Below are 13,797 nucleotides of genomic sequence, written 5' to 3'. Positions count from 1 at the left end.
TCAGGCTCCCTCGTACTTCACGACCTGCTGGTCGATGGCGCCGAAGATGGAGCCGCCGGCGTCGTCCAGCATCTCGATGCGGATGCGGTCGCCGAAGCGCATGAAATTGGTGCTCGGCTTGCCGTCGCGGATGGTCTCGATCATGCGCACTTCCGCGATGCAGGAATAGCCGACGCCGCCCTCGGCAATGCTCGTCCCGTGCTCGGTCCCCTGCTTGTTGGAGACGGTGCCCGAGCCGATGATGGCCCCGGCCCCCAGCGGCCGCGTCTTGGCGGCGTGGACGACGAGGCGGAGGAAGTTGAAGGTCATGTCGGTACCGGCGTCGGGCTTGCCGAAGGGCTCGCCGTTCAGGTGGGAGACCAGCGGCCGGTGCACCTTGCCATCGCGCCACGCCTCCCCCAGCTCATCCGGCGTCACAGCGACCGGAGAGAAGGCGCTGGACGGCTTGGACTGGAAGAAGCCGAAACCCTTCGCCAGTTCTCCCGGAATGAGCCCGCGCAAGGACACATCGTTGACCAGCATCACCAGCCGGATGGCGCCGGCCGCCTGTTCGGGCGTGGCACCCATGGGGACGTCGCCCGTGACCACGGCCACCTCGCCCTCAAAGTCGATGCCCCAGGCTTCATCGGCCATGGCGATATCCTCGCGCGGGCCGAGGAAGGCGTCGCTGCCGCCCTGGTACATGAGCGGGTCTTCCCAGAAGCTTTCCGGCATTTCCGCCCCGCGCGCCTTGCGCACCAGTTCCACATGGTTGACGTAGGCCGAGCCGTCGGCCCACTGGTAGGCGCGTGGCAGCGGGCTTCCGCAGGCGGCTTCGTCGAAGGCCTCCGCGCCGGTGGCGGTGCCGGCGTTCAGGTCGTCGGACGCCTGCTGAAGACGGGGCGCGAGCGTGTCCCAGTCGTCCAATGCGGCCTGCATGGTGGGCGCGATGTCGGGCACGGCGACGCAGGTTTTCAGGTCGCGCGAAACGACGACGAGCCGACCGTCGCGGCCGTGCTTGAGGCTGGCGAGTTTCATGGTGTCTCCGTTGGTCTTGGGGTCAGTCCCAGTCGCCTTCCGGCGTGCCGTTGAAGCGCTTCTTCAGGCCGGCCCAGCAGTCGATGTAGTCCTCCTGCCGGGTTTCCAGCGATCCGGCGAAGTCGGTCAGGTGCTGGGGCAGGCGGGTCTCGAACATGAAGGCCATGGTGGCGTCCAGCTTCTGCGGACCTAGCTCGGCGCGCGATGCCTTCTCGAAGCCGTCGGCGTCCGGGCCGTGGGGCAGCATCATGTTGTGCAGGCTCATGCCGCCGGGGATGAAGCCCTGCTCCTTGGCGTCGTACTGGCCGGTGATGAGGCCCATGAACTCCGACATGATGTTGCGGTGGTACCAGGGCGGGCGGAAGGTGTTCTCCGCCACCATCCAGCGCGGTGGGAAGATGACGAAATCCACGTTGGCGGTGCCCGGCTCGCCGCTGGGCGCCGTCAGCACGGTGAAGATGGACGGGTCGGGGTGGTCGAACAGGATCGCCCCGACCGGGGAGAACGTCCGCAGGTCGTACTTGTACGGCACGTAGTTGCCGTGCCAGGCCACCACGTCCAGGGGCGAATGCCCGATCTCCGTCACATAGAACCGGCCGCACCATTTCACGGTGACGGTAGAGGGCTTCTCCTTGTCCTCGAAGGCGGCCGTCGGCGTCTTGAAGTCGCGCGGGTTGGCGAGGCAGTTGGCGCCGATGGGGCCCCGGTCGGGCAGCGTGAAGGTGGCGCCATAGTTCTCGCAGACGTAGCCCCGCGCCCGGCCGTCGGGAAGCTCCACGCGGAAGACCATGCCGCGCGGGATGACGCAGATTTCCAGCGGTGCCACGTCCAGGATGCCAAGTTCCGTGAACACCCGCAGGCGGCCTTCCTGCGGCACCACCAGCAGCTCTCCGTCGGCATTGAAGAAATATGCGTCCTGCATGTCGAGGGTGGCGACGTAGGTGTGCGACGCCATGCCCGCCTGCCCGTGCACGTCACCGGCCGTCGTCATGGTGCGCATGCCGGCGATGAAATCCACCGCTTCGGCGGGATAGGGTACCGGGTCCCACCGGGTCTGGCCGATGGGAAGTTCCGAGTCGAAGGGCGCCGGCGCGCTTTTCCACAGCGGCAGGTCGACGGCCTTGTAGCGCCCGGAGTGCTTCACCGACGGGCGGATGCGGTAGAGCCAGGACCGTTCGTTGGTCGCCCTCGGCGCGGTGAAGGGGGAGCCGGAGAGCTGCTCCGCGTACAGGCCGTAGGGGCAGCGCTGCGGCGAGTTCTGCCCCTGCGGCAGGGTGCCGGGCAGGGCTTCGGTCTCGAAGTCGTTGCCGAAGCCGGGCATATAGGCGCTGGTGTTATCCGCGCTCATGGTTGTTTCCTCCGTAGCGAGGGTTTACGTGCGCCCCGCCGCGTCCGCGGCGGGGCTGCGTTCAGGCGCCACGCAGGCTCACGCGCCTGACCGGCGCGGGGTCGCAGTCGCGACCCTATGGCTGGGATCCGGTCCGGGTGGACCGGATCCCAGCCTAGAACATCCGCGACGGCAGCCACAGCGCCAGCGCCGGGATCGACGCCAGGATCACCAGCCGCACCACGTCGGCCAGGATGAACGGCAGGATGCCGCGCACCACCATGCGCTGGGTCAATCCGGGCTGCGTCGCCTGCACGACGAACAGGTTCATGCCGATGGGCGGCGTGATCAGGCCGATTTCGGCCACCGTGACCACCAGGATGCCGAACCACACCATGTCGAACCCCAGCGACAGGGCGACCGGCGCCAGGAACGGCACGGTCAGCAGGATCATGGACATGGCATCCATGAAGCAGCCAAGGATCACGTAGAACAGCATGATGAGGATCAGCACCATCGTCGGGCTCAGGCCGCTGGCCTCGATGCCGTTGATCAGCGCGGCGGGCAGTCCGGTGGTCTCCAGGAAGTAGTTGAACAGCGACGCGCCGATCAGGATGAAGAAGATCATGCCCGTCAGCGCGGCGGTCTCCCGCACCGCGTCCCACAGGGATTTGCGCGTCAGCTCGCGCGAGATGACGGCCAGGACGAAGGCACCCACCGCGCCCACGGCGGCGGCCTCGGTCGGCGAGAACCAGCCGACATAGATGCCGCCGATCACCAGCGCGAACAGAAGCGCGACACCCCAGATGCGCCGCACCGACGTCAAGCGCTGCCGCCATGTCGCGCGCGGCGTCGGCGGGGCGAGGTCCGGCGCGAACTTCACGCGGAAGATGATCGCCAGGCCATAGAGCACCGCGCCGATGATGCCGGGAATGATGGCGCCGATGAACAACTGGCCGATGGAGGTCTGGGTCAGAATCCCGTAGATCACCAGCAGGATGGACGGCGGGATCAGCACCCCCAACGTCCCCCCGGCGGCGATGGAGGCCGACGACAAGGAGCCGTGGTAGCCGTGCCGGTTCATCTCGGGGATTGCCACGCGGCCCATGGTGGCGACGGTGGCCAGCGACGACCCGCAGATGGCGCCGAAAATGGCGCAGGCGCCGACGGCGGTGACGGCCAGCCCACCCCGGATGTGGCCGAGGAAGCTGTTGACCATCTCGAACAGCGAGCGTGACAGCCCGGCGCGGGCGGCGAAGACGCCCATCATCACGAACAGGGGCACGACGCTGAGCGAATAGGGGAAGATGGCTTCGAACGGCGACGACCCCAGGATGAAGGCCGCGCCGGTCCAGCCGTTCAGCCACCAGAAGCCGGCGACGCCCACCACCGCCATGGCAACGGCCACGGGGAAGCCCAGCGCGATCAGGCCGAGGGCCGCGCCGAAGCCGATGAATCCGAGCAGGGAACCGCTCATTCCACCGCCTCCGTGCGCGGGCGGGGGACCAGGGTCAGCAGGGCGGCGAGGATGGACAGGCCGACGCCGATCAGCAGCGGCACCCAGTAATAGAGGATGGGAATGCCCAACTGCTGGGACTTGTCGCCGAACAGGATCTGCATCTGGAAGGCCTTGTAGCATTCCATGAGCATCAGCCCCAGCAGCGCCACGGCGGCCAGGCTGGCGACGGCACGGGCGCCGCGCTCCACCGACCCGGGCAGCATGTCCACCACCAGGTCGACGCCCACATGGGCGCCGGTCATGAAGGCATAGGGGATCACCAGCCACGCGCCGCCCAGGACGAACAGCTGGACCAGGTCCACCATGCCGGGGATGGGCGTGCCGATCTGGCGGCCGATCACGTCGCCGACGGTCAGAAGCGCGGCGGCGGCGTAGCCGAGCACGCCGAGAACGGCGGCGGCGGTGACCAACATGCGCAGAGCGCCAAGCAAGCGTCTCATGGGAAGTCCGGTGCCGGAAGAGGATGGGGCGGGGCGCCGCCGAAGGGTGCGGCGGCGCCCCGGTCAGTCACGGGCTTACTGTTCCTTCTTCGCCAGGGTCTCGCGCATGGCGTCGTAGATTTCCTGCGCGTTGTCGACCTGCTGGCCGACCTCGGCGATGTAGCTTTCCGTGACCGGCTGAAGGGCCTCGCGCCAGCGCTGGCGTTCCTCTTCCGTCAGTTCGGTGATGGTGTGCCCGGCCTCGACCGCTTCCTGGCGGCCGGCCGCGTCCCACTTGTCCCACCAGCCGCCGAACTTGGAGACCAGCGCCTCGCCCGACGCCTCGTCGATGCAGGACTGGGCGTTTTCCGGCAGGCTGTCGAACTTGCGCTCGTTCATGACGAAGAAGAACGGAACCGTGTAGGCGCCGGCCTCCAGGTGGTAGTTCAGTACCTCGTTGAGGCCGAAGCTCTTCACCGGGTCCCACGGGAAGACGGTGCCGTCGATGACGTTCTTCTGGATGTTCTCGTACACCTCGCCCGGCGGCAGCCCTTGCGGCGTGGCGCCCAGCGCGGTCAGCATCTGGGAGACGGCGGGGCTGGGCGTGCGCAGGCGCAGGCCCTCCATGTCCTCCATGGTCTCCACCTTGGTGTTGGCGGTGTGGATCAGGCCGCCGTTGTGGGCGTGCAGGGCCAGCACCTTCATGCCCCGGTACTCGGGCGCCAGGTATTCCGGGTACAGTTCCCACAGTGTTTCACTGGCCGCACCGGCGTCTTCCGTCAGGAACGGCAGCTCGATCAACGAGGTGCGGGGGAAGCGGCCGCGCGGGATGCCGTGCAGGCCGTGGGCGATGTCCACCACGCCGGCCAGCACCTGTTCCTGCTGCTTGGCGACGTTGCCCAGCTGCGTGCCGCCGGGGAAGATCTCGAACTGGACCTCGCCGTTGGTGCATTCGGTCACCTGCTCGGTCCAGGGCACGATGAAGTCGGTGTGGATGCCGTGCACCGGCGGCAGGTAATGGCTGAGCTTCAGCGTGGTTTCCGCGCTGGCGGTGCCGGCGCTGAGCGTGACGGCGGCGGCGGCGATGGCCGCGCTGGCAAGCATCTTTTTCACAGTGAATGTCCTCCCTTGGTGCCGCTCTGCGGCGGCGTTTACCGTGGACGCGGGCCCGGCGGCGGTCGGCCGGGCATCTTTATGAGGTGGGGGTGGAAGGGGTGGCGCGCACCCCGCCTAGAGGCGCAGCGTCAGCTTGCCGCCCCTGGACCGCGAGCAGCAGGTCATCATGCGTGTGTTCTCCGCGCGCTCCGCGCCGGTCAGCACCTTATCCCGGTGATCGACGTCGCCCTCGACCACGGGGACCTCGCAGGTGCCGCAGAGCCCTTCCTCGCAATCGCTGGGGACGTCGACGCCGACCGCGCGCAGGGCGTGGAGAAGCGTCTCGTCCGGCGCGACGTGCACCGTCAGCTCGGTGTCCGTCAGGTCCACGTCGAAGCCGATTTCCCTGGTGGGGTCGAGCGTGGTTTCCGTCGCCGTGAAGTGCTCCACGTGCAGGCGGTCGGGGCAATGGGCGGTCAGCTCCTCCAGCGCCGAGAGCAGGCGTTCCGGGCCGCAGGAATAGACCTGCGCATCGCCGCACGAGCCGATCAGTGCCGGCAGGTCCAGGCGCTTGCCCTCGTCGCCGGGGTGCAGGGTCAGGCGCGGCCCGTGGTCCCGCTCGATCCGTTCCAGCAGTCCCATGGTGGAGCGTGAGCGGCCCGAGTAGTGCAGCTGGTAGTCCTTGCCCAGCGCCTTCAGCCGGTCGGCCATGGCGAGGATGGGCGTGATGCCGATGCCGCCGGCGATCAGCACGTAGCGGTCCGCGCCTTCGTCCAGGCGGAAGTGGTTCTTCGGCCCGCGCATGCGGATGGTCATGCCCGGCTTGACGGTATCGTGGATGAACCGCGAGCCGCCGCGCCCCTCGGCCTCCTTCAGGATGGCGACCTGCAGGCGGTGGGTGTCGTCGGGGTCGCCGCAGAGGGAATACTTGCGGGTGTAGTCACCGACGATGACGTCGATGTGGGCGCCGGGGCTCCACCGGGGCAGCGGGCGGCCGCGCGGGTCCTCCAGCGTCAGGCGGATGACGTCGTCGGCCTCCTGCACGACTTCCGAGACGCGCACCGTGCGGGCGGCGTCATGCTTGGACGGCGCGCCGATCTCGAAGTCCTGCACGCGCTCCAGGATGGACGGATCGGCGCGCTCGGGGTTTCTCGCCGGGTCCCAGCGCACCCACAGGTGTTCCGGGCCGCGGAACGAGGTGTTGGGCACGAAGGTGAACTCCTGCGGCACGATCGCCATGTGCGGCAGGCGGCGGGTGAACTCCTCCAGGAAAATGCGCATCTCCATGCGGGCCAGATTCTTGCCCATGCACTGGTGCGCGCCGTAGCCGAAGGTCAGGTGGTCGGTGGCGTTGTCGCGGTAGATGTCCAGGTCGTCGGGGTTCTCGAAGTGCCGGCCGTCGTGGTTGGCCGATGCACTGACGATCAGCAATTTCGACCCTGCCGGAATGAAATGCTCCCCGACCTGCGTGTCGTTGACCGTGATGCGGCGCCACGCGGCGACGGAACCCGAATACCGCAGGCATTCCTCCACCGCGTTGGGGATCAGCGAGGGGTTCTCGCAGATGTCTTCCCACACCGCGCGGTTTTCCAGCAGCAGGCGGAGCATGTTGGCGGTGGCGTGCGCCGTGGTCTCGTGCGCAGCGACGATGCCCGCCATCATCATGGAGTGAAGGTAGCTGTCGGTGACGACGTCCGGCAGCTCGGCCTGACGGCGGATGGCGTATTTCATCCAGCCGTGACCGTCGGGGTTCTGGCGCATCTTTTCCAGCACCTTGCCGGCGTACTGCCAGAACTTGCCGACCGCTTCGGCCACCGCGACCTGTTCTTCCGGCGACGGCCGGCCCCAGGTGTTGACCGTGTGCGCGATGGAGTATTCGCGAAGGGTGTCCATGTCTTCCTCGGGCACGCCGAGGAAGTGCAGGGCGACCGTCAGCGGGATTTCCCACAGCATCTCGTCGACCAGGTCGGCCTCGCCCTTGTCGATGATGCGGTCGACGTACTCGCGCGTCAGGCGGCGGACCATGGGCGCGTGGTGCTCCAGTTCCTCCAGCGTGAAGGAGTGCATCAGCGCCCGCCGGCGCTCCATGTGCGCCGGCTCGTCCTCGTTCACCAGCGTGCGGTTCATGCCGTAGTCGTAGCGCTTGAGCGTCTCCACGGCCTCGTCCGACGGCGGGGTGATCTTCTCCAGCGCAATGGACGGCGAGAAGGTCTGGTTGTCGCGGAAGATTTCCTTCACGTCGTCATAGCGCGTGACGACCCAGTACCCGAGCTTGGGGCTCCAGAACACCGGCTCCTCCTCCCGCGACCAGCGCAGGGCCTCGGCCGGGTCGACCTGGTATGGCCCCTCGAAGGGGTCGAAGGCGGCGGCGTTGTGGCTGACGGGGCAGCCGGTGGGACCTTGCATGGCGGTGTGCGCCGGGCAGCCGGCGGGCGCACGGGTGGTGTCGTCAGTCTTGGTCGCGGGGTGGTCCGTCATCGAAAGTCCCCAGCTACGTTCCCTGTGTTTTCTTTTATTGCACAAACCTGTGCTGTGAACGAACATACGATCACGGTCCGGCGAGGTCAAGCGAGTGAGGCGGTTTATACTTTCCCCAAACTTTTTACGACTTAGTCGGATAAGACGGTATTTTAATTATGGGAATTCTGTACTTCGCGCCTGCGAAGAAGAGGCGCGAAAATGGCTGGAAGGGCAGGAATGAGCACGCTTCAGACCCTGGACCGGGGCCTCAACGCCCTGGAGATCATCGCCCGCACCGCCGGCGGCATGTCCATCGCCGAACTGGCGGAGCGGCTGCAGGTCCATCGCGCCATCGCCTATCGCATCGTCGCGACGCTGGAGGCCCACGCCCTGGTGGCGCGCGGCGCGGACGGGCAGGTGCACCTGGGCAGCGGGCTCATGGTGCTGGCCTCGCACTTCGAGCCCCAGTTGCGCGCCGTGGCGCGGCCCCTGCTCACGACGCTGGCCCGCGAGACGCGGGCTACCGCCTTCCTGTCGGCGGCGCAGGGCGACGAGTGCGTGGCGCTGATGGTCGCGGAACCGGACGAGGGCGTGCTGCGCGTCGGCTATCGCGTGGGCAGCCGGCACCCGCTGATACGCGGGGCGGCGGGCATCGCCATCCTGACAGCGCGGCCGGAGAGCCCCGACGAGCCCGACGAGGTGAAGCAGGCCCGCCGCGACGGCTACAGCATTACGCGCGGGCAGCTCCAGCGCGGCGCGGTCGGAGTCGCGAGTCCCATCACGACGGTGGAGCGCCGGCCGGGGGGCTTCGAGGGCTGCGTCGGCGTCGTCGCCCTGGACGACCTGGACACCGCCGCCGCCGCCGCCGCCGTGCGCGATTGTGCGGGGCGCATCGCTGCACTCATGGGGTAGAGAATTGTATGCAGGGTTGACCCCGCTGCATATTTTTCGTCAGCTAGGGGCCGAGAAAGGACGCGCCGAAGCGCCCTCCCCAAGGAAACGGATCAAGAGGACCCCATGTCGGCCCAACTCGACGTTCTGAACGGCCAGGTGCCCCGCTACGAGGATTACGTGGCGGAGTTCGATTTCGACGCGCTGGCGCGCACCATTCTGTCCGGCGACCTGAACGGTGCCGTGAATGCCGCCGTCGAGTGCTGCGACCGCCACGCTGACGACCCGTCCCGCATCGCGCTGTACTGGGAGAACAAGGACGGCGAGCAGGCCACCGTCACCTTCGCCGAGCTGTCCCGCCGCGCCGCCCGCTTCGCCAACGTGCTGAAGGCCCAGGGCGTGCAGCCGGGCGACCGCGTTGCCGGGCTGCTGCCGCGCATCCCGGAACTGCTGACCGTGATCCTGGGCACGTGGCGCGCCGGGGCCGTTTACCAGCCGCTGTTCACCGCCTTCGGCCCCAAGGCCATTGAGTACCGCTGCGGCGCGTCGGAAGCCAAGCTGGTGGTCACCGACGCCGCCAACCGGTCCAAGCTGGACGACGTCAAGGACTGCCCGGCCATCGCCACCATCGGCGCGCCGAAGGACGGTGACCTGGACTTCGCCGCCGAAATGGACACGGCGTCGGAGGACTTTGCCCCCGTCATGCGCGACGGCGAGGACGCCTTCCTCATGATGTTCACCTCGGGCACCACGGGCCTGCCCAAGGGCGTTGCGGTGCCGCTGAAGGCCATGGTGGCGTTCTACGAGTACATGCGGTTCTCCGTCGACCTGCGCCCCGACGACCGCTACTGGAACATTGCCGATCCGGGCTGGGCCTATGGTCTCTACTACGCCGTGACGGGGCCGCTGTTCATGGGCCACGCCACCACGCTCTATGACGGGCCGTTCACCGTCGACGGCACCTACAAGGTGATCCTGGACAACGGCATCACCAACCTGGCCGGCGCGCCCACCGCCTACCGCCTGCTCATGGGCGCGGGGAAAGAGGCGGCGGCGGACGTGAAGGGCAAGCTGCGCGTGGTATCCTCGGCCGGCGAGCCGCTGAACCCGGAAGTCATCCGCTGGTTCGACGACGCGCTGGGCTGTCCCATCTTCGACCACTACGGCCAGACGGAAATGGGCATGGCGGTCTGCAACCACCATGGCCTGTCCCACCATGTGGAGCCGGGGGCCGCCGGCCTGCCGCTGCCGGGCTTCGTCGTCACTGTGGTGGACGAGGAGACGCTGGAGGAACTGCCGCCGCACACGCCGGGCATCATGGCGGTCGTGCGGTCCAAGTCGCCGGGCTTCTGGTTCCAGGGCTACTGGAAGCAGGACACCAAGTCCTTCAAGGGCGACTACTACCTGACCGGCGACACGGTGGAGCTGAACGACGACGGCAGCTTCAGCTTCGTCGGCCGGTCGGACGACATCATCACCTCGTCGGGCTACCGCATCGGGCCGTTCGACGTGGAAAGCGCGCTGATCGAGCACGCCTCCGTCGCCGAGACGGCCGTTGTCGGCAAGCCGGACCCGGAGCGCACGGAAATCGTGAAGGCTTTCGTGGTGTTGAAGAAGGGCTTCGAGGCCTCCGACGACCTGGCGGAGGAACTGCGCCTGCTGGTCAAGACCCGCCTGGCCGCCCACGCCTACCCGCGCGAGATCGTCTTCGTGGACGAGCTGCCCAAGACCCCCAGCGGCAAGATCCAGCGCTTCCTGCTGCGCAAGCAGGACAGCGCCGCTTGATCCTCGGCCAAGATCCCGACCGCATGAACGGCCCGCCCCTCCGGCGGGCCGTTCGCCGTTTGGAGGGGGCATCGCGCGTGGACGCTCGGCCGTTCTTCCCGGCATCGGCGACGAGTGGCGGCAAGGAACAACCGGAATGGCACAGCGGCGGGCGCGCATCGGCGACCGGATCACCGAGTGGATCGAGCATCGCCGGAGCCTGGACGCCCCGGGCCACGCGCTGGGCGTGGCGGTGTCGCTGGCCTTCCGCCTGATGGGCCGGCGCGGCAAGGACCTTCGGAGCCTGCTGCACGGCACCCGCTACGGCCATCCGCTGCATCCCATGCTGGTGGCGGTGCCGGTGGGATCGTGGACGGCCTCGGTACTGTTCGACCTGCTGGACGGGGCTTCGGAGCAGCCCGCCCCGCGCGCCCGCGCCGCCGCCGTCATGACGCTCGGCCTCGGCTGCCTGGGCGCTGGCGGGGCCGTGCTGACGGGGCTGGTGGACTGGCAGGAGACCCACGGCAAGGCCCGGCGCGTCGGCATCGTTCACGCGGCCGTCAACGCCATGGCGCTGGGACTGTTTCTGGGCTCGCTGGGCCTGCGTCGGCGCGGCCGGCGGCGGGCCGCACGGTCTTTGAGCCTGCTCGGCTTCGCTACAGTTTTCGGCGGCGGCTATCTCGGCGGCCATCTGGCCTACCGCCGCCGGGTGGGCACCGACCACGCCGACCGCAGTCCGGCGCCGATGGGCTTCACGCCCGTTCTGTCCTCGGCCGCTCTGCCGGAAAACACGCCCCGCCGGGTGGAGGTGGACGGCGTGGGCGTGGTGCTGGTGCGGCATGACGGCCGCCTCTCCGCCCTGTCCGACCGATGCTCCCACTTCGGCGGCCCCTGTCGCAGGGGTGGGTGTTCGACGGCGGGCTGGTCTGTCCCTGGCACGGCTCGCGCTACTGCCTGGACAGCGGCGACCCGCTGGACGGCCCCGCCACTGGCCGACAGCCGCGCTTCGAGGTGCGCGAGAAGGACGGCATGATCGCCATCCGCCGCCCCGCTCCGCCCGGCGATCCCGAGCGCGTCCCGGCCGAAGCGCTGCACTCGACGGCCCCGGCAGGAGAGGACGGCGATGCCGTCCACGTCCTCACCCTGCACCACGAGGTCATGCGCACCCTGTTCGACCTGGCGGCCGCCACCCCGCCGGAGGGTGAGGCGCGGCTCGCGGTGCTGGACGAGCTGGCCGGCGAGATGGACATGCACGAGAAGATCGAGCACGAGATTTTCTATCCGGCCGTCCGCCGCGTCACCGGAATGGTCCCAGCCGCCGGCGCCGAGCACCGGCAGCTGGCCGACCAGTTGGCGATCCTGCTCACGCTCGACACCGCATCGGCAGAGTTCGATTCCCACCTGCGTGCCCTGCGCAACGCCGTGGAGCACCACGCGGGAACGGAAGAACGGGAGATGTTCGCCGCCGCCCGCTCCCTGGGCCGGACGGAACTTCTTCGCCTGGGCCGCGAGTTGGCGGATCGGCTTGAGGAACTGCGCCGCGCCCGCACCCAGCGCCTCATCCGCCTGGGCCGGCAGGTGGCTTTGGAGCGCGGGCGGGGGCGACTCGGTCGGGCGGTGCATCCTCGGGGCTAGGCCGCAGGTGCCGGTACCGGGGTGCCGGCACTTGATTCTCGCCGCCGGCCGGTGCGGGTCGTCCGACCGCCTGTTTCCTGCCACCACAAGGAAAAAGGTATACGCCGCGGGCCGCCACCATGGTGCCAATCCCGAAAAGGTGATCCGGCTGCTCGGGCGAAAGGTCGTGCTGATGGCCTGCTTTTCGCGAAATCTCTTACTGAGAAAAGGGCTTTTGGGCCGAATATACCTGCCGTTGGCGACATTGTGTGGGCGCAATACAATACTTTCGCCCCGGGTCAAAACCGCCCTAGAAATTGTGGTGGGCAGGGAGCCAATCCGGCTCGTGGAATGGGAGGCCCATCATGCAGAACACGATGCTGACGGCGCTGAGGATTGACGCGCAGACGATCGCCGCGCTGAAAAAGGCGCGCCCCATACTGGAGCGGTACATCGATGCCATCATTGATGACTTTTACAAATTTGTGACAGTCACGCCGGGACTGCGGGAGCCGTTCGCGCAGCACGCCGCGCTGGATCACGTCAAGACGGCGCAGAAGCGGCACTGGATGGAGTTCGTCTTCGCCGGCCGCTGGGACGAGGCGTACGAGGAAAACTGCCGGCGCATCGGCGCCGCCCATGCGCGGCACGACATTTCGCCGAACACCTATTTCGCGGGCTATGCCTTCTTCCTGGATGCGCTGACCCGCCATGTCACGGCGGAATTCAGGCGCAAGCCGGATGTCGCGGCGGCGGTGCTGCAGGGTGTGCACGCGGCGATCTTCCTGGACCTGACCATGAGCCTCAATGTCTATTTCGGACTTGTGCGCACGCGGACGCAGAAGGCGGTGGAGGAGGAGGCCAGGTCCTTCCAGGGCGACGTGGAAACCATCGTCACCAACCTGGGGGCCGCGTCCACCCAACTGGGGGCGGCGGCGACGCACATGCGCTCGACCACGGAAACGGTGCGGCAGGAGGCCGGCCGCGCCCGCGATGCTGCCGAGCAGGCGAATGAGAACGTCCAGGCGGTCTCGGCCGCGTCCGAGGAACTGTCCGCCTCCATCCGCGAGATCGAGCGGCAGGTCCACGACATCTCCACCCGCGCCGACACGGCCGACAAGCGCATCAAGGACGCCTCTAAGGTTGTCGACCGTCTTCAGACGGCGGCCAACGATATCGGCATGATCGTGGGCCTGATCGACAAGATCGCCAGCCAGACCAACCTTCTGGCGCTCAATGCCACCATAGAGGCCGCGCGCGCCGGTGACGCGGGCAAGGGCTTCGCCGTGGTCGCCAACGAGGTCAAGGGGCTGGCGAACCAGACGTCCAAGGCCACTGGCGAGATCGGCGGCCTGATCGAAAGCGTGCGGACGGCGGTCACCGAATCGGCGGCGGCCATGGATGACATCTCCGGCATCATCGGGACGCTCAACGCCATCTCGGCCGCCATCGCAAGTGCCGTGGTGGAGCAGTGCGCGGCGACGGACGAAATTTCGCGCAACGCGGCGGAAGCCGCCCGCTACGCCCGCAGCGTCCATCATGTGGTCGAGGCCGTGGACGTGGCGGCCCTGGGCGCGGAGGGCGCGGTGGCCCAGGTCAACGCCGCCGGCGGCACGCTCACCGAGCACGCGGATACCATGACCACGAGCGTCGAAACCTTTGTCACCGGCATCCGCAGGGTGGCCTGATCC

At 68.1% G+C, this 13,797-nt stretch carries 11 protein-coding genes; 5 read left to right on the top strand and 6 right to left on the bottom strand.

Features of this window, described 5'->3' with window-relative positions:
* The 6 genes from C882_RS20840 to C882_RS20815 all read right to left on the bottom strand — a co-directional run bounded on the left by C882_RS20840 (position 1) and on the right by C882_RS20815 (position 7,855).
* Positions 1-1,017 (bottom strand): fumarylacetoacetate hydrolase family protein, encoded by a 1,017-nt coding sequence (locus tag C882_RS20840; protein ID WP_009542671.1) that lies wholly within the window; start codon positions 1,015-1,017, stop codon positions 1-3.
* 22 nt (positions 1,018-1,039) lie between these two features.
* Positions 1,040-2,365 carry a homogentisate 1,2-dioxygenase gene (gene hmgA / locus C882_RS20835; RefSeq protein WP_009542670.1) on the bottom strand — a complete coding sequence of 442 codons (1,326 nt, stop codon included), beginning with the start codon at positions 2,363-2,365 and terminating at the stop codon, positions 1,040-1,042.
* A gap of 154 nt (positions 2,366-2,519) precedes the next feature.
* Positions 2,520-3,821: a TRAP transporter large permease gene (locus tag C882_RS20830; protein WP_009542669.1), complete on the bottom strand. Its 1,302-nt coding sequence runs from the start codon at positions 3,819-3,821 to the stop codon at positions 2,520-2,522.
* Positions 3,818-4,303, bottom strand: a complete 486-nt coding sequence (locus C882_RS20825; RefSeq protein ID WP_152415446.1) for a TRAP transporter small permease — start codon at positions 4,301-4,303, stop codon at positions 3,818-3,820. The genes C882_RS20830 and C882_RS20825 overlap by 4 nt, the downstream gene beginning before the upstream one ends.
* Positions 4,304-4,378: 75 nt before the next feature.
* Positions 4,379-5,386, bottom strand: coding sequence for a TRAP transporter substrate-binding protein (locus C882_RS20820; protein WP_043646953.1), 1,008 nt, complete (start codon positions 5,384-5,386; stop codon positions 4,379-4,381).
* Positions 5,387-5,512: 126 nt separating this feature from the next.
* On the bottom strand, positions 5,513-7,855 hold the full coding sequence (locus C882_RS20815; protein ID WP_052000245.1) for a cytochrome P450/oxidoreductase: 2,343 nt from the start codon (positions 7,853-7,855) through the stop codon (positions 5,513-5,515).
* A gap of 219 nt (positions 7,856-8,074) precedes the next feature.
* On the opposite strand from C882_RS20815, the gene C882_RS20810 reads away from it, so the two are divergent.
* From C882_RS20810 to C882_RS20790, 5 genes are all read left to right on the top strand, one after another.
* Positions 8,075-8,749 carry an IclR family transcriptional regulator gene (locus C882_RS20810; protein WP_009542664.1) on the top strand — a complete coding sequence of 225 codons (675 nt, stop codon included), beginning with the start codon at positions 8,075-8,077 and terminating at the stop codon, positions 8,747-8,749.
* 105 nt (positions 8,750-8,854) lie between these two features.
* Positions 8,855-10,513 (top strand): AMP-binding protein, encoded by a 1,659-nt coding sequence (locus C882_RS20805; protein WP_009542663.1) that lies wholly within the window; start codon positions 8,855-8,857, stop codon positions 10,511-10,513.
* A 136-nt stretch (positions 10,514-10,649) separates the two neighbouring features.
* On the top strand, positions 10,650-11,525 hold the full coding sequence (locus C882_RS20800; RefSeq protein ID WP_009542662.1) for a DUF2231 domain-containing protein: 876 nt from the start codon (positions 10,650-10,652) through the stop codon (positions 11,523-11,525).
* Positions 11,522-12,127, top strand: coding sequence for a hemerythrin domain-containing protein (locus tag C882_RS23620; protein WP_009542661.1), 606 nt, complete (start codon positions 11,522-11,524; stop codon positions 12,125-12,127). Before C882_RS20800 ends, C882_RS23620 begins: the two co-directional genes overlap by 4 nt.
* A 344-nt stretch (positions 12,128-12,471) precedes the next feature.
* The gene (locus C882_RS20790; protein ID WP_009542660.1) at positions 12,472-13,794 is read left to right on the top strand and encodes a globin-coupled sensor protein; all 1,323 of its coding nucleotides are present in this window, start codon (positions 12,472-12,474) and stop codon (positions 13,792-13,794) included.
* The last annotated feature ends 3 nt before the right edge of the window (positions 13,795-13,797 follow it).

Origin of the sequence: Caenispirillum salinarum AK4 (assembly GCF_000315795.1) — a bacterium.
Classification (GTDB): Bacteria; Pseudomonadota; Alphaproteobacteria; order Rhodospirillales; family Rhodospirillaceae; genus Caenispirillum; species Caenispirillum salinarum.
The sequence above is the reverse complement of the archived record's forward strand: the minus strand, read 5'-3'. Positions and strand labels throughout refer to the sequence as shown.